The organism is Pseudomonas sp. PS01297, assembly GCF_029959305.1.
GTDB lineage: Bacteria > Pseudomonadota > Gammaproteobacteria > Pseudomonadales > Pseudomonadaceae > Aquipseudomonas > Aquipseudomonas helleri.
Genome location: NZ_JASCPQ010000067.1, coordinates 1 through 15455, shown reverse-complemented (window position 1 = coordinate 15455; position 15455 = coordinate 1). Strand labels below are relative to the sequence as shown.

14 protein-coding genes are annotated in these 15455 nt (G+C 59.1%); 4 read left to right on the top strand and 10 right to left on the bottom strand.

Annotated elements, in window-relative coordinates:
* Positions 1-49: 49 nt before the first annotated feature.
* From QMX84_RS18495 to QMX84_RS18485, 3 genes are read right to left on the bottom strand one after another with little or no spacing between them, the layout of a single operon-like run.
* Complete coding sequence (locus QMX84_RS18495) at positions 50-3112, bottom strand: efflux RND transporter permease subunit (protein ID WP_282364483.1); 3063 nt, start codon at positions 3110-3112, stop codon at positions 50-52.
* A complete protein-coding gene (locus QMX84_RS18490; protein WP_282364482.1) occupies positions 3109-4179 on the bottom strand; it encodes an efflux RND transporter periplasmic adaptor subunit in 1071 nt (356 codons plus the stop codon). The genes QMX84_RS18495 and QMX84_RS18490 overlap by 4 nt, the downstream gene beginning before the upstream one ends.
* Positions 4176-5267: an efflux RND transporter periplasmic adaptor subunit gene (locus QMX84_RS18485; protein WP_262126035.1), complete on the bottom strand. Its 1092-nt coding sequence runs from the start codon at positions 5265-5267 to the stop codon at positions 4176-4178. Before QMX84_RS18485 ends, QMX84_RS18490 begins: the two co-directional genes overlap by 4 nt.
* Before the next feature lie 116 nt (positions 5268-5383).
* On the opposite strand from QMX84_RS18485, the gene QMX84_RS18480 reads away from it, so the two are divergent.
* Positions 5384-6544, top strand: coding sequence for an AAA family ATPase (locus tag QMX84_RS18480; RefSeq protein WP_262126036.1), 1161 nt, complete (start codon positions 5384-5386; stop codon positions 6542-6544).
* A gap of 10 nt (positions 6545-6554) precedes the next feature.
* On the opposite strand, the gene QMX84_RS18475 is transcribed toward QMX84_RS18480, so the two are convergent.
* The 4 genes from QMX84_RS18475 to QMX84_RS18460 all read right to left on the bottom strand — a co-directional run bounded on the left by QMX84_RS18475 (position 6555) and on the right by QMX84_RS18460 (position 10249).
* The gene (locus QMX84_RS18475; protein ID WP_262126037.1) at positions 6555-7598 is read right to left on the bottom strand and encodes an RHS repeat-associated core domain-containing protein; all 1044 of its coding nucleotides are present in this window, start codon (positions 7596-7598) and stop codon (positions 6555-6557) included.
* Between the two features lie 148 nt (positions 7599-7746).
* Entirely contained in the window at positions 7747-8529 is a 783-nt protein-coding gene (locus QMX84_RS18470; RefSeq protein WP_262126038.1) for a MetQ/NlpA family ABC transporter substrate-binding protein, read from the bottom strand.
* 191 nt (positions 8530-8720) lie between these two features.
* Positions 8721-9617 (bottom strand): sigma 54-interacting transcriptional regulator, encoded by an 897-nt coding sequence (locus QMX84_RS18465; protein WP_282364481.1) that lies wholly within the window; start codon positions 9615-9617, stop codon positions 8721-8723.
* Positions 9618-9667: 50 nt separating this feature from the next.
* On the bottom strand, positions 9668-10249 hold the full coding sequence (locus tag QMX84_RS18460) for an alpha/beta hydrolase (RefSeq protein ID WP_262126040.1): 582 nt from the start codon (positions 10247-10249) through the stop codon (positions 9668-9670).
* Positions 10250-10414: 165 nt separating this feature from the next.
* On the opposite strand from QMX84_RS18460, the gene QMX84_RS18455 reads away from it, so the two are divergent.
* Positions 10415-10894, top strand: coding sequence for an Mpo1-like protein (locus QMX84_RS18455; RefSeq protein WP_282364480.1), 480 nt, complete (start codon positions 10415-10417; stop codon positions 10892-10894).
* Positions 10895-10959: 65 nt separating this feature from the next.
* Here the strand turns inward: QMX84_RS18455 and QMX84_RS18450 are convergent, their stop codons facing one another.
* Both QMX84_RS18450 and QMX84_RS18445 read right to left on the bottom strand, forming a co-directional pair.
* Positions 10960-11604, bottom strand: coding sequence for an HAD family hydrolase (locus QMX84_RS18450; protein ID WP_262126042.1), 645 nt, complete (start codon positions 11602-11604; stop codon positions 10960-10962).
* Positions 11605-11626: 22 nt separating this feature from the next.
* Positions 11627-12175, bottom strand: a complete 549-nt coding sequence (locus QMX84_RS18445; protein ID WP_048372587.1) for a gamma carbonic anhydrase family protein — start codon at positions 12173-12175, stop codon at positions 11627-11629.
* A 171-nt stretch (positions 12176-12346) separates the two neighbouring features.
* Between QMX84_RS18445 and prlC the strand changes: the two genes are divergently transcribed.
* Positions 12347-14398: an oligopeptidase A gene (gene prlC, locus QMX84_RS18440; RefSeq protein WP_282364479.1), complete on the top strand. Its 2052-nt coding sequence runs from the start codon at positions 12347-12349 to the stop codon at positions 14396-14398.
* Positions 14395-14673, top strand: a complete 279-nt coding sequence (locus QMX84_RS18435; RefSeq protein WP_048372583.1) for a YheV family putative zinc ribbon protein — start codon at positions 14395-14397, stop codon at positions 14671-14673. Before prlC ends, QMX84_RS18435 begins: the two co-directional genes overlap by 4 nt.
* A gap of 73 nt (positions 14674-14746) precedes the next feature.
* On the opposite strand, the gene QMX84_RS18430 is transcribed toward QMX84_RS18435, so the two are convergent.
* Complete coding sequence (locus QMX84_RS18430) at positions 14747-15229, bottom strand: hypothetical protein (RefSeq protein WP_262126044.1); 483 nt, start codon at positions 15227-15229, stop codon at positions 14747-14749.
* Between the last annotated feature and the right edge of the window lie 226 nt (positions 15230-15455).

Below are 15455 nucleotides of genomic sequence, written 5' to 3'. Positions count from 1 at the left end.
ACATCAAATGATCGCAGCCTTCGGCAGCTCCAGGATTAGGCGTTAGCCGTCAGTGCATGGCCGGTGGCGGGTTCTTGTTTTCTTTGATGCGGTACCAGGCCACGTACAGGGCCGGCAAGAACAGCAAGGTCAACAAGGTGGCCGAGAAGATGCCGCCGATCATGGCGTAGGCCATCGGGCCCCAGAACACGTCCCGTGCAATCGGGATCATGCCCAGGCTGGCCGCCGCAGCGGTCAGCAGGATGGGCCGACGACGGTGATGCGTGGCCTGGACCACCGCATGCCACGGGTCGAAGCCGTCACGTTCGAACTGGTCGATCTGGGTCACCAGAATCACCGTGTTACGAATGATGATGCCGATCAGCGCCAGGATCCCCAGAATCGCGATAAAGCCCATCGGCGTGCCGGTGGGCACCAGCGCCAACACCACGCCAATCAGGCCCAGTGGCGCGACGCTGACCACGATGAACATTTTTTGCACGCTTTGCAGCTGGATCATCAAAAAGGTCGCCATCAAAAACAGCATCAACGGGATGACTTTGGCGATCGGGCCTTGGGCCTTGGCGCTTTGCTCCACAGTGCCGCCGGTTTCGACTTTGTAGCCTTGCGGCAGTTTGGCGATGAAGGCATCGATGGTCGGTTTGAGGTCGTCCACCAGGTCAACCGCCTGAATGTCGCCGCGCACCGCAGCCTTGAGGGTCAAGGTCGGTATGCGGTCACGGCTCCAGACCAGCGGCTGCTCCAGCTCGTAGCGCACCGAGGCAAACGCCAGCAACGGGATCGAGGTGCCGCTCGGTGTGGTGATTTGCAGGTTGAGCAGGGTTTCTGGCGTGTTGCGTTCGCTGCCATTGGCCCGGCCGACGATGTCGATCAGGTAGATGCTGTCTTTGACCTGGCTGACAGTGGCGCCGGTGACGATGCTGTTCATCACTTGCGCGACGTCTTCGGACGACAAACCAAACTGGCGGGCCTTGTCTTGCGCGATGTCGACTCGCAGCACTTTGCCCGGCTCGTTCCAGTTGAACAGGGTTTCGCCCACGTTGGGGTTGGCGTCCAGCACGGTGGCCAGGTCGATGGCGTGTTTGCGCACCTGGTCGATGTTCGGCCCGCTCACCCGGTATTGCAGCGGCTGGCCCACGGGCGGGCCCAGCTCCAGAGTGTGCACGTAACTGCCGACACCGACAAACTCTTCACGCAGGCGTTTGTTGAGGCGCTCCATCAACACGTCGCGGCTCTCAAGCCCGGTGCTGACGATCACCAACTGGGCGAAGAACGGGTTTTGCAGTTGCTGGTCCAGAGGCAGATAAAAACGGATCGCGCCCTCGCCCACGTAGGTACTCCAGCGCACGATGTCCGGGTCGTCCTTGAGCGAGGCTTCAAAGCGTTGGGTGACTTTGAGGGTTTCCTGGATCGAGGCGTTTTGCGGCAGGTTCAAATCCACCAGAATTTCAGGGCGTTCGGAGGCCGGGAAGAACTGGTTTTGCACAAAGGTCATGCCCACCACCGAGGCCAGGAACATCGCCGCCGTGCCGCCGATGGTCCACCAGCGATGGGTCATGCACCACAGCAGGCCGGTGTTAAACGCTTGGGCCAGTCGCCCCGGTTTTTCGGACTTGGGTTTAACTTTGGCGGGCAGCACGTGCACACCCAGCACCGGGGCAAACAGCACCGCCACGATCCACGACACTATCAGAGCCACGCCAATCACCGCGAACAGGGTGAAGGTGTACTCCCCCGCCGCGCTGTTGTTGAGGCCGATCGGGACAAAGCCCGCCACCGTGACCAAGGTCCCGGTGAGCATCGGGAAGGCCGTGGAGTGGTAGGCAAACGTTGCGGCCTGCTGTTTGGTTTCGCCCAGTTCGAGGCGCGAGATCATCATCTCTACCGTGATCATCGCGTCGTCCACCAGCAGGCCCAGGGCGATGATCAACGCGCCCAGCGACACACGCTGCATGGCGATGCCGGTGAACTCCATAAACACGAAGACCAGCGCCAGCACCAGCGGAATCGAGATCGCCACCACCATGCCCGCGCGCAGGCCCAGGCTGATAAAGCTCACCGCCAGAACGATGATCACCGCCTCAAACAGCGCGCTGGTGAAGCCGTGTACGGCCACCTGCACCACTTCGGCCTGGTCAGAGACCATGTGCACGCCCACGCCTACCGGCAGTTGCGCGGTCAGTTCGTTAATGCGCTGCTGCAGTTGCTCGCCGAACTCCTGAATGTTGCCGCCCGTGTTCATGGCCACGGCCAGGCCGATGGCCGGTTGGCCGTTGTAATGGAACATCGGCGCGGCCGGGTCGACATAGCCACGGGTGATGTCGGCCACGTCAGCGAGCCGGTAGAAACGGTTGTTGACCCGCAGGTTGACCGCCTCAAGATCGGCCACGCTGTGGAACTGGCCGGAGGCGCGCACCGACATGCGCTCTGGCCCGGCTTCAATGACCCCCGCCGGGGTCACGGCGTTTTGCTCTTGCAGGCTTTGCAGAATGTGCTGTTGATCAAGGCCCAACGCGGCCAGTTTGCGGGTCGAGAAGTCGAGGTAGAAGGTTTCGGCCTGTTCGCCGATGGTCATCATCTTGCCGCGATTGGGAATGTCGCGAATCCCCAGGCGCACCTCTTCGACGTAGTCGCGCAACTGGCGCATGCTGATGCCGTCGCCGGTAAAGGCGTAAATCGTGCCGTATACATCACCGAACTCATCGTCGAACCCCGGGCCAAGAATGCCCTGGGGGAAGTCGCCGCGAATGTCGCCGATTTTTTTGCGCACCTCGTACCAGATATGCGGGATGAGCTCAGCCTTGGTGGTGTCTTTCAAAAACACAAACACCGTGGACTCGCCCGGCCGGGTGTAGCTCTGGACGTAATCGAGGGTGTCCAGCTCTTCGAGCTTTTTCTCGATGCGGTCGGTGATTTGCAGCATGGTGTCGTCCACCGTGGCGCCGGGCCACTTGGTCTGGATCACCATGGTTTTGATGGTAAAGCTGGGGTCTTCGGCGCGGCCCAGGTTGAAGTACGAAAAGAACCCGGCAAGCACCGCGACGAACATCAGGTACCACACGAATGACTGATGCTCGAGGGCCCACTCGGACAGGTTGAATTTCCCATTCATTGCGAGCTTTCCTTGTCGAGTCTGACTTTTTGTCCGGGTTTGAGGCTGTAGGCGCCCGCACTGACCACGGTGTCACCGCTGCTGATACCGCCCGAGAGCAACACGGTATTGCCGTCGCGGCGCCACACGGTTACCTCCCGCGTGTTGGCCGTGAGTGTGTGCGGGTCGACGACCCACACGCGGGTTTTGCCGTCGGCTTCTTGCAGGGCGGTCTGCGGCACCTGGAAGTGCTGGGTAATCGGGCTGCTGACCGTCACGCTGATGGAGCTGCCGAGGCGGAAGGCTGGCGGGGTCTGGTCGAGGGTCAGCCGCACACGGCGGGTGCGCGTGGCGCTGTCGGCCTGTGGCGCGATTTCTCGAACATGGGCCTTGGTGTTGACGTTCGGGTCGAGCTGGCCAGCGACAAAAAACACGACGTCTTTGGGCAGGGCTTCGGCCAGCGGCGCCGGGAGGTCGATCACCGCTTCCTTGATTTCTGGTCGCGCCAGGGTGGCCACGGCTTCACCGACACTCACCACCTGGCCAGCTTCAACCGCCCAATCGGTGATCACCGCGTCATGGTCTGCGCGCAGGTTGCAGTAGCTGAGTTGGTCTTTGGCCTGGTTGAGCGCTGCTGACGCTTGTTGTACGGCGGCCTGCGCGGTTTTGAGGTCGGCTTGTGCCGTGTCCAGCTGGGCTTGCGCGCCCACGCCCTGATTGAACAGCTCTTGCTGGCGCCGGGCATTGGCCTGGGCGTTGATCAACTGCGCGCGGGACTTGTCCAGATCGCCTTGGGCGGCGCGCACATTGTTTTGCTGATCGGTCGGGTCGAGGCTGGCCAAAATATCGCCTTCTTTAACCAACGCGCCAACGTCGTAATAGCGCCGCACGATGCGGCCCGGCACGCGAAAGCCCAAGGTGCTTTCGTAGCGGGCTTCGATGTTGCCGGCAAAGCGCCCCAGGTGTTGGGTCAGGTCGGGCTTGGCCACCACGTAGAGCACGGGCCTGACGGGTGGCTCAGGCGGCTTTTTTTCAGAGCAGCCCAGCAACAATACGGCCGCAAAGGGCGCTATCCATAGACGCTTCATAGCGCCATCCCCCCTGCTGGCGTGGGTGCTATCTCGACCTTCATGCCGGGGTGTAACAATTGTCCGCCTGCGACCACGACCTTTTCTCCGTCCTTGAGGCCATCACTGATGATCACGCTGCCGGTCAGGTAGCGCCCCACGGTGACTTTTTGCAGGCGCGCATTGTTGTCGCCATCGACCACCCACACCGCCGGGTCGCTGACATCTTTGGTCAGGGCTGACCAGGGCATTTCAATGCTGCGCTGCGGCGCCGGGCTCAGGTTGACGCTGACAATCGAGCCCAGGTCCATGCCCTTGGGCAGCGAGTCCAGTTGCACCTTGATTTGCAGCGTGCCGCTTTGCGCCGCCACGGCGGGGGTGATCTCACGGATAAAACCGTTGGCCTTGACCGTCGGGTCCTGCAACAGCGTGACTTGCACGGTAGGGTCTTTGGGCGGCTCGATAAACAGCGATTCGTACACGTTGAACACGGCATCGCGGGCGCCATCACGGGCCAGCGAGAACATCGGCATGGTGGCTTGCACCACTTGCCCGACCTCGGCCTGGCGCGCGGTGATGATGCCGGGCGCTTCCGCCACCAGGTTGCTGTAGCTGAGTTGTTCGCGGGCGTTGGCCAGTTGCGCTTGCGCCGCCGCCAAGGCGCTTTGTGCGCTCTGCTGGGCCGCATAGGCCGCATCGTATTCGCTCTGGCTGGTGTAGCCTTTTGGCAGCAGCTTTTGCTGGCGCACATAGGCGGCGCGGGTTTGTACCACTTGCGCCTGTTGCGCATACACGCTGGCCTGGGCGGTCTCGACCTGGATTTTCAAGTCTTTGGGGTCTAGGCGCGCCAACACCTGGTTGGCCTGAATATGATCACCGACATCGACCTTGCGCTCGATGATTTTGCCGCCGACCCGAAAGGACAGCTGGGTTTCGACCCGGGCCTGAATGTCGCCACTGAGCGCAATGGGAGGTGCATAGTCGCGGCTGGTAACTTCTTGGATATAAACCCGTGGTGATAAAGGCTCTTTGGGGCCTTCTTTACCGCAAGCCGTCAGGAGCGCCAAAAGGCTCAAGCCCCAAGCACACTTGATTCGTGGACCAGCCATGCAGACTCCTTTGCTTGGTGCTGAGTGATCGAGACAATACGACACATAGCGTAGAACAGGGTTCAGACTTTGTGGGACTCTGTGCACGCCTTTCCCACCTGTTTTGAGGTCACCCAATGCTCACCACTCTGGCGGTGGCCAACTATCGCTCCATCAACCAGTTGATCGTCCCGCTGGCGCGGCTCAATTTGATCACCGGCCCCAATGGCAGCGGTAAATCCAATCTGTACCGTGCGCTGCGTTTGCTGGCCGAGACTGCTCAGGGCGGGGTGGTCAATGCGCTGGCCCGTGAAGGCGGGCTGGAGTCGACGTTCTGGGCGGGGCCCGAGGTGGTGTCGCGGCGCATGAAGTCTGGCGAGGTGGCCATCGAGGGCGGCCCGCGCAACAAGGTCAAGCGCTTGCGCATGGGCTTTGCGGCCGACGATTTCAGTTACGCCATTGCTCTGGGGGTGTCACCGCCTGAGCTGTCGGCGTTTACCCTCGACCCGCAAATCAAACACGAAAGCATTTGGGTGGGGCCCAGCTACCGCCCGGCCAGTGAGCTGGTGGAGCGCAATGGCCCGATGATCCGTGCCCGTACCGAACGCAGTTGGCAGGTGCTGGCGCAACACACGCCGATGTTCGACAGCTTGTTCGATCAAGTCGGCAGCCTGCAGGCCTCGCCCGAAGTGCTGCGGTTGCGAGAGTCGATTCGCGGTTGGCGCTTTTATGATCACTTTCGCACCGACCCTGATGCGCCGGTGCGTCAGCCGCAACTGGGCACGCGCACACCGGTGCTGCACCACGATGGCCGCGACCTGGCTGCGGCCCTGCAAACCATCCTCGAAATGGGCGACCCGCAAGTCCTGCACAGCGCCATCAGTGACGCCTTCCCCGGCGCGCGGCTAGAGATCAATGCGATGCCCGGTGGGCGCTTTGCTGTCGAGTTCTATCAAGAAGGGTTGTTGCGCCCGCTGTCGGCGGCGGAGTTGTCGGACGGCACCTTGCGCTACCTGCTGCTGGTGGCCGCCCTGCTCACGCCGCGCCCGCCGACGCTGATGGTGCTCAACGAGCCCGAAACCAGCCTGCACCCTGACCTGCTGCCCGCGCTGGCGCGGTTGATCATTCGCACCTCGCTCCATTCCCAGGTGTGGGTGGTGTCCCACGCGCGACGGCTGATTGCCGCCTTGCAGCAAGACCCGGAGTGCAACTGCATCGTGCTGGAAAAAAACCTCGGCCAGACCGAGGTCGTGGGGCAGCGAATGCTGGATCAACCGGCTTGGCATTGGGCGGATTGATAGAGGGAAATCAAAGCAATCGCAGCCGTTGCCCCCAAGTTTCAACTCCACGCAGGGGGATATTGGGGTTGTGCCCCCAAACCGTGGGCATTGGCGGTACTCGGTGGGTTTCTTCGATGGTTTGTTTATTAGCAAAGCTTTGTGAGGTTGAGCTCGACGTTGAGGAAATAGAGTTTCTTGGGGGACGCGGCGGTGGGGTGTTTTTACCCATTAACTTGGCAACTCTCTTAGCTCTGGCTGCCGCTCTAATGCCACTCCAGCCCAGCTTAGTGGCCAAGACAGAGCTGCTTAAACCTAAAATGGCCAAGGTTATGCCCACTGCGGTCATTTCAGTGCTGCCTGTGTTGTTATTTCCCGCTGCCATGCTCAATCGAACGGTGCCGATAATACCTGCGGAAGCTGTAAACCCCACACCAGCGACCTTCGCAAGATCAACGGCCTTGATGGGGCCAGCTTTTAACGCTTTCAAGGATGCGTAAAAGCCCACAGAGGGAATTGCTCCGACCGCTGTCCCGCCCAGCCCAATGACCGACAGGACGACAGGGGCTATCAAGGCAAAGGAAAACTGCCCATTGGGGTCTACCCGGTTAACCGGATCACCCAGGCAATAGCAGTAGGGGTTCAACCCGCCAGCACCAAACGGGCTTAACGTATCGGGGCTGTTAAAGCGCATCAATACGGGGTTGTACGCGCGGTGGCCGTTACCCAACAGATAGTGGCCGGTCAACGGATCGTGGGCTTCTCCGTTAAACCCCAACAGCCCCTGTTGCCCACCCTGATGGCCATACGGGGTGTAAGCCCGCGGGTAATGGTGTACGCCGCTGAGTGAATGCAACACGCTGCGTTGCAGGTCGGTGCCCAGCAACAGGGTGGCGGTTGTGTGTTTTTCAGCCAGTAACTGATCGTAGTGCTGAAAGATTGTCTGGCTGTGTTCACCCCGGCGTGCAGTGCTCAAGCGCTCACGCTGATAAAAATGCTGCGTCGAGGGCTGGGCGCCCATTGTCGTTGTTGTTAAGCGATCCAGAGGATCGTAGGCATAGCGTTTAAGAGGCATGAGAGTTGGCTCTTTGCTGGAAGTCCCCCCAGCTTTGCTCCAATGCCAGACCTTGCCTACCTGTTAACTCTGCTAGGTACTTTTGCTAAATACTAAAAAACGCCGACGCTGTAGGAGCCGTCGGCGTTTTGTGTGAGCGGGTGTTGAATCAGAACGCAGGCACTACCGCACCTTTGTATTTCTGCTCAATGAATGCTTTGACTTCAGGGCTGGTCAGGGCTTTGGACAGCTTTTGGATTGCGTCGCTGTCTTTGTTGTCCGGGCGAGCCACCAGGAAGTTCACGTAAGGCGAATCAGAGCCTTCAATGATCAGCGCGTCAGTGGCCGGGTTCAGGCCCGCTTCCAGCGCGTAGTTGGTGTTGATCATGTCCAGATCAACCTGGTCCAGCACGCGGGGCAGCAATGCTGACTCAAGCTCTTTGAACTTGAAGTTGTGCGGGTTTTTAGCGATGTCTTTCGGGGTGGCCACCGCGTTGGTCGGGTCTTTCAGTTCGATCAGACCGGCCTTTTGCAGCAGGATCAACGCACGGCCGCTGTTGCTGCCTTCGTTAGGGATCGCGATGGTTGCGCCGTCTTTCAGGTCTTTGATGTCTTTAACTTTTTTGGAGTAACCACCAAAAGGTTCAACGTGTACGCCGACCACGGTCACCAGGTTGGTGCCTTTGCCTTTGTTAAAGCTTTCGAGGTACGGCAGGGTCTGGAAGTAGTTGGCGTCCAGACGCTTCTCTGCGACTTGTACGTTGGGCTGCACGTAGTCGGTAAAGACTTTAATGTCCAGATCCACGCCTTCTTTGGCGAGGGTCGGTTTGATCAACTCAAGGATTTCAGCGTGAGGAATCGGGGTCGCAGCGACCACCAATTTTTCGTTAGCCTGTGCCAGGCCTGCCGTCAGAGCAGCCGCCAATGCGGAAAACAACAGAACCTTTTTCATGCAATGTCCTTAAGGGGTGACCGTTCTGGTAACGGTTTTATTGGAGTCGGAGCGAAAGATACCGACTTTCTTTATTCCAGAACAATAATATTTGTTCATTCGCTTAGATCATTTGGTTCTTTAAATCCCTGTCTGTAGGAGCGAGCTTGCCTCGCGATCTTTTGATCGTCTAAAAGATCGCCAAGTGGGGGTTATGCCAGCAGCTGTTTCAGCACCGTCAGCTCCTGCGCCGTTGCACCTTTAATAAAGTGCTCAATCTGCGCCAGGCTGTCAGTCAGGTTCAAATGCTCGGGGCGGATCTCTTCGCCGGTGCTCACCAGCAGCGCAAAGTGGATGACGTTTTCCAGCTCACGGGTATTGCCGGGCCATGTGTGGCGCTCCAGTACCCGTTGCGCGTTGTCACTGATAAATGGCACCGGCAGGTTGAGGCGCTGGCTGTAGATGCCCAAAAAGTATTCGGCCAACGACAAAATATCCCCCGGCCGCTCGCGCAAAGCAGGCAACGGCAACTGCCCTTCGCTGAGGTAGTGATACAGCCGCTCGTGAAATTTACCGGCCTGTACCGCCTGGGCCAGGTCGATGCTGGTGGCCGCCACCAGGCGCACATCCACCGGGCTGGGCTGATGGGCGCCGACCCGGGTGACTTCGTGGGTTTCCAGCGCTGCCAACAATTTGACCTGAATGCCCAACGGCAAATCACCGATTTCATCCAGGTACAGCGTGCCGCCATTGGCGGAGCCGAACCAGCCGGCGCGGCTGCTGGCCGAACTGCTGTGGCTGCCAGGGGCGTAACCGAACAACTCGGCATCGGCGTAGGTCGGGCTGATCGCGCCGCAATTGACTGACACAAACAAACCGGTGCGGTCGCTGGCACGGTGAATATGCCGCGCCAATAGCTCTTTACCCGTGCCGGTTTCGCCGCGAATCAATACCGGCAGCGCGCGCGGCGCCAGCAGTTCCAGGTCATCACGCAATTGGCGCGAACGCGGGTCGACAAACACCAGCGCTTTGGCGCGAATGCTCAGCGGGCTTTTTTCGGCGTCGGGGAAGGTCAGCAGGGGCTGTCCAAAGGTTTCATGCAGACTCATGGCGGGCTCCCGCCCGCCGCCGATGGGTGGGCGCGGGCGTTACAAAAAATTCAGGCGCGGCGCAGGGCACCGTGCTCAATACGGGTTTGCAGGCGATACAAAAAGGCGAAGCCTTGCTCCCAGCGTTGGTGGCCAGACTTGACGTTGATATGTCCGGCGCCGCTGAGAATGCCGACCTCGGCGCCCCAATGGCGGGCAAACTCCATGGCGCGAGGCGCGCTGGCCGCGGCATCGTTGTCAGAGCCGACGACTTGGCTCGGGAACGGCAGGGTTTGCGTCGGGATCGGGGCAAAGTTACGCAACGCAGGGGCACAGGTGGGGCGTTCGACATCTGCCGGTGCGACCAGCAAGGCACCGCGCACCTGGCTCAGCAAGCTGACGGGGGCACGCTCGGCCCAATGCGCAACGGTGATGCAACCCAGGCTGTGGGCAATCAGAATCACCGGCGTGCTATCGGCGGCAATCGCCTCGGCCAGCGCGGCAATCCAGTCTTCGCGGCGTGGCGTCAACCAGTCGGCCTGTTCCACCCGGGCACTGTTCGGCAAGCTGTTTTGCCAGTGGGTTTGCCAATGATCGTCAGACGAACCTTGCCAACCCGGCACTATCAAATAGCGAATCGATTCATTGCCCATGGCTGTGCGCCTCCAGCGGTATGTGTGTTACCGAGTCAGTATAGGGACGGTTTTTAGATTCGCTAAGGAATAAGAAGCTATTTGTTAATAACCAAAAAACCATCGCCGTCCAGAACGCGCAGGCGTATTACACTCAATGCGTTGCCCACCCTGCGAGCTACCGCCATGAAAAGCCTGGTTGATCATCTGAGCCAATACGCCGCTTATCACCGTGACAAGCGCAATATCGTCACCCACTTTGTGGGCATCCCGTTGATTGTGATTGCCGTGGCGGTGCTGTTGTCGCGACCGCAATGGGCGGGCATTTCGCCTGCGGTGTTAGTGATGATCGCCAGTGCGGTGTTTTACCTGCGCCTTGAACTGCGCTTGGGGTTATTGATGACCGTGTTGCTGGGGCTGGCGGTCTGGCTCGGGTACACCTTGGCGGCGCTGAGCACGGGCGCATGGCTGGGCTGGGGGGTTGGGCTGTTTGTGGTCGGCTGGGTGATCCAGTTTCTGGGGCATTACTACGAAGGGCGCAAACCTGCGTTTATCGACGACGTGACCGGGCTGATAGTCGGGCCGTTGTTTGTGGTGGTGGAGTTAGGATTTCTGTTGGGTTGGCGCCAGGATTTGCAGCGCGAAATCGATGCGAGATTCGCGTAGGAGCGAGCTTGCCTCGCGATCTTTTGATCGTTTAAAAGATCGCGATCAAGCCCGCTTCGATGGGCTTATCTAAACGCCTGGTGCAACTGTGCCAGCGTTTCAAAGTGGTAGGTGGGCGCGTGTGCGCTCAGCTCTTCGAAGCTGCCAAAGCCGTAGCCCACGGCTGCCGCGTCCAGGCCGTTGTGGCTGGCGCCGATGAGGTCGTGCTTGCGGTCACCGATCATCAGGGTCTGCGCCGGGTCCAGCTTTTCTTCGGCCATCAGGTGAGCAATCAGCTCGACCTTGTTGGTGCGCGTGCCGTCCAGCTCGCTGCCGTAAATCACTTTAAAGTGCTTGGCGAAGTCAAAGTGCCGGGCGATTTCGCGGGCGTAGATTTGCGGCTTCGAGGTGGCGATGAACAGCTGGCGGCCTTGGCCCTCCAGTTCTTCCAGCAGTGGCGTAATGCCCTCAAACACCTGGTTTTCGTACAGGCCTTTGACCGAGAAACGCTCACGGTAAAAGCCCACGGCTTCCCATGCCTGGGCTTCGCTGAAGCCGTAAAACTCGATAAAGGCTTGCAGCAACGGCGGGCCGATAAAGTGTTCGAGTTTGCGCAGGTCTGGCTCATCAATGCCCATTTTGCTCAATCCATACTGGATCGAACGGGTGATACCTTCGCGTGGGTCGGTCAGGGTGCCGTCGAGGTCGAACAATACGTTTTGATACTGCATGCAGGGCTCCAAAATAGGCGGCTTAAACGGGCTGGTCGTAGCCTTCGGCCAAGTGCTGGTCTTTGAGTTTTACGTAGTTGCCAGCGCTGTAGGTAAAAAAGGCTTTCTCTTTTTCAGTCAGTTCACGCACTTGCTTGACCGGGCTGCCGACATACAAAAAGCCGCTTTGCAGGCGTTTGCCCGGAGGCACCAGGCTGCCCGCGCCCACGATCACGTCGTCTTCAATCACCGCCCCGTCCATCACGATGCTGCTCATGCCGATCAAAATACGGCTGCCCACGGTGCAGCCATGCAGCATGACCTTATGCGCGATGGTCACGTCATCGCCGATCAGCAGCGGGAAACCTTCAGGGTTGAACGGCCCGGCGTGGGTGATGTGCAGCACGCAGCCGTCTTGCACGCTGGTGCGCGCGCCGATGCGGATGCGGTGCATATCGCCGCGAATCACGGTCAATGGCCAGATCGAACTGTCGGCGCCGATCTCGACGTCGCCAATCACCACGGCCGAACGGTCGACAAAGGCGCGCTCGCCCACGGTAGGTGTGTGCTGCTGGAACGGACGGATGGACACAAATAGCTTCCTTCTTTAGCAGTAATAGGGCGTTACAGGGCTGCGGTAACGGTCGATTGTAATTAAGATGGCCCAAGGTCTGCTGACGTTTCATTACAACGAGGTGAGTGGTTCAGTTTTTGCAATGAAACCTCAACAGATCTTCAATTTCTTCTAGCCAAGGTGCCAAACGTGAGCGAGAAAAACCCTCTATTGCAGCCCTACGACCTGCCGCCGTTTTCGGCGATCCGTCCTGAGCACGTCCAGCCGGCCATCGAGCAGATCCTCGCGGACAACCGTGCTGGCATTCAAAAGATCCTCGCCGATCAGGGCAAGAACCCGACGTGGGCCGGTCTGGTGCTGGCGATGGATGAGTTGAACGACCGTCTGGGCGCCGCCTGGAGCCCGGTCAGCCACTTGAACGCGGTGTGCAACAGCACTGAGCTGCGTGAAGCTTACGAGGCGTGCTTGCCTGCATTGAGCGCCTACTCCACCGAGATGGGCCAGAACCGTGAGCTGTTCCAGGCCTTCGAAGCCTTGGCTCACAGCCCGCAAGTGGCTGACTTTGATCAGGCACAAAAGACCATTCTTGAACACTCGCTGCGCGATTTCCGCCTGTCGGGTATTGATCTGCCAGAAGCCGAGCAGAAGCGCTACGCCGAAGTGCAGAGCAAACTGTCCGAGCTGGGCAGCAAGTTCTCCAACCAGTTGCTGGACGCGACCCAGGCCTGGACCAAGCACATCACCGACGAAGCTGCGCTGGCAGGCCTGACCGAATCGGCCAAGGCGCAAATGGCCGCGGCTGCACAGGCTAAAGGGCTGGATGGCTGGTTGATCTCGCTCGAATTCCCAAGCTACTACCCGGTCATGACCTACGCCGAAGACCGTGCCCTGCGCGAAGAAGTTTACGCCGCGTACTGCACCCGTGCGTCGGACCAAGGCCCGAATGCCGGTCAGTTTGATAACGGCCCGGTGATGGAGCAGATCCTCGACCTGCGTCAGGAACTGGCCAAGTTGCTGGGTTTTGGCAGCTTTGCCGAGCTGAGCCTGGCCACCAAAATGGCTGAAACGCCGGATCAGGTACTGACCTTCCTGCGTGACCTGGCCAAGCGCACCAAGCCGTTTGCGGCGCGTGACCTTGAGCAACTGCAAGCCTATGCCAGCGAGCAAGGCTGCGCCGAGCTGAAAAGCTGGGACACCGGTTTCTTCGGCGAAAAACTGCGCGAGCAGCGTTACAGCGTGTCGCAAGAAGCCCTGCGCGCCTACTTCCCGATCGACAAAGTGCTGGATGGCTTGTTCGCCATCGTGCATCGCCTGTACGGCATCGACATCGCTGAAATCAAAGGTTTCGACACTTGGCATCCTGATGTCCGCCTGTTCGAAATCAAAGAAAACGGCCAGCACATCGGGCGATTCTTCTTTGACCTCTACGCCCGCGCCAACAAGCGCGGTGGTGCCTGGATGGACGGCGCCCGTGACCGTCGCCGCACCGCAGCCGGCGAGCTGCAAAGCCCGGTAGCCAACCTGGTGTGTAACTTCACCCCGGCCGTTGCGGGCAAGCCTGCACTGCTGACCCACGACGAAGTGACCACCCTGTTCCACGAATTCGGTCATGGTCTGCACCATATGCTGACCGAGATCGAACACGCAGGCGTGTCCGGCATCAACGGCGTGGCGTGGGATGCGGTCGAGCTGCCAAGCCAGTTCATGGAAAACTGGTGCTGGGAGCCGGAAGGCCTGGCGCTGATCTCCGGCCACTATGAAACCGGCGAAGCGCTGCCAAAAGACCTGCTGGATAAAATGCTCGCGGCCAAGAACTTCCAGTCCGGGCTGATGATGGTGCGTCAGCTGGAGTTCTCGCTGTTTGACTTCGAACTGCACGCCACCCACGGCGATGGCCGCAGCGTTGCCCAAGTGCTGGACGGCATCCGTGATGAGGTCTCGGTCATGCGCCCACCGGCGTACAACCGCTTCCCGAACAGCTTCGCGCACATTTTTGCAGGCGGTTACGCAGCCGGTTACTACAGCTACAAATGGGCTGAAGTGCTGTCGGCAGATGCGTTCTCGCGCTTTGAAGAAGAAGGCGTGTTCAACCCGCAAACCGGCAAGGCATTCCGCAAGGCCATTCTGGCGCGCGGTGGCTCGCTGGCCCCAATGGAACTGTTCAAGGACTTCCGTGGCCGTGAGCCGTCGATTGACGCCTTGTTGCGCCACAGCGGTCTGACCGAGGACGCGGCAGCATGAGTGATGCACCGGTAAACGTGACAAAAAAACGCTTTATCGCCGGGGCTGTCTGCCCGGCGTGCAGCGAGCCTGACAAGCTGATGATGTGGAACGAAAACGACGTGCCGCACCGCGAATGCGTGGCCTGCGGCTACTCCGACACGCTGAATGAGCAAGGTTTGTCTGTGCCCAAAGAATTGGGCACGCGGGTCAACACCTCGGCACTGAAAAAACCACCGACCCCGAACGTTCAGGCGGTGCAGTTCTTTCCGAATCCGAAGCTGAAAAAGCCCTGATCCCCCGGGGTGAGTTGCCTGTAGATCAAGGGTGTCGGTTTAATAACACCCTTGGTCTACAGCATTGTTCACGTTATGGCGCAATGCTTATTGTGACGGTGCCTTGGGTGACATCTATGTTGACTGTTCCGCCATCGTTGTTCGGATCTTCAAAACCACCACTGAATTCAAAATTGGCAACAATGGTGTAGTCACCATTAATCACTTCAAACTGAGTGATAGTGATTGAGCCAAGAGAAGCTGTAAGTTCCTCAGGCCAGATGCCATGCAGGGTAGAGCGATAACGCAAAACTGCCTCTGAGCGACCTTCACCGAGTGGGTATGTCCCAACTTTCAAACCTTTTTGAAAGGTAAAGTTAATCTCGTCATAGTCGATAGGGAAAGGAGGTTCCCCCTTATCGATGCGCCTGCTGACAAACATAATCAGTTCGTCGTTTAAGGCCGAGCCATACCAATTTGGAGAGTAATCGAAGCCTGTGCCATTGCGATTAATATGCGCACGGGTGGTGTTTGCGAGGGATTTGGCGGCAGACAGTTGGGTCGAGTGGAGGTCCATGGTTATGCCCTGCGTACGTTTTAAAACATCATGTGTTTACACGCTATGAGGGCATGAATCTAAAGTGCGAATTTTGGCTTGTATACTGTCAAAAATGACAGGGGCATTAGACACGATGGGCTCTCAAAAGCACTGTAGGAGCCGCCGCAGGCTGCGATCTTTTGACGTTTAAAGATCAAAAGATCGCAGCCTGCGGGAGCTCCTAAAGGGTGATTTGGCTCAGGTG